The sequence below is a fragment of the Microbacterium sp. HSID17254 genome (assembly GCF_003989315.1).
Classification (GTDB): domain Bacteria; phylum Actinomycetota; class Actinomycetes; order Actinomycetales; family Microbacteriaceae; genus Microbacterium.
Genome location: NZ_RBLT01000206.1, coordinates 1 through 737, shown reverse-complemented (window position 1 = coordinate 737; position 737 = coordinate 1). Strand labels below are relative to the sequence as shown.

Below are 737 nucleotides of genomic sequence, written 5' to 3'. Positions count from 1 at the left end.
GAGCCGGTAGTGGGCCCCCTCGAAGGGGCCGTCGTCGTCGCTCCACATCTGACGGGCGATGCGCAGCGTCTCCTCCAGCCGCTCGAACCGCTCCGCGGTCGGCGGGAAGAACAGTCCGAGCCCGGTGGCCTCCTCGTCGTTCCAGGCGGCGCCGATGCCCAGCATCGCGCGGCCCTTCGACAGCACGTCCAGGGTGGTCACGGCCTTCACCAGCAGGCCGGGGTCGCGGTAGGTCACCGCGGTCACCCAGGCCAGGAGGTCGACCTTCTCGGTGCGGGCGGCCAGGTAGCCGAGCACGGTGTACGCCTCGAGCATGTCGGTCTCGACCGGCCCGACCGGCCGGATCTGCCAGAGGTGGTCCATGACGCTCACCCGGGAGAAGCCCTGCTCCTCGGCCGCGACGGCGATCCGGGACAGGTCGTCGGCCAGGCCCGCCGGCCCGGCCGGGTAGGTGAAGTCCGCGATGTGCAGTCCGATCTCCACGGCATGTCCTCTCGTAAACGGAGCCAACTCCGTTTGGAGCGTAGCCCCCTCCCGGCGACCGGCGCCACCGCGCCCATCGGACCGCGGGCCCCGCCGGTTCGGTCGGCTCCGTCACGTCGCACACAACCGTTCGGTGCGGTTCACTGATCCCGTGATCGCGCTCGTGCGGAGGCTGCACATCGACCTGGGCCAGACGGCCGGGGCCCTCTGTCCCCGCTCCTGACCCCGTCCCACCCCCTCGTACAGGAGATCAC

The 737-nt window shown here is 71.4% G+C and carries 1 protein-coding gene; it reads right to left on the bottom strand.

What is annotated here, in order from left to right:
• Positions 1-483: LLM class flavin-dependent oxidoreductase (locus tag D8M34_RS18620; RefSeq protein ID WP_126894748.1), on the bottom strand; the 483-nt coding region annotated here is incomplete at its 3' end.
• Positions 484-737 lie beyond the last annotated feature (254 nt).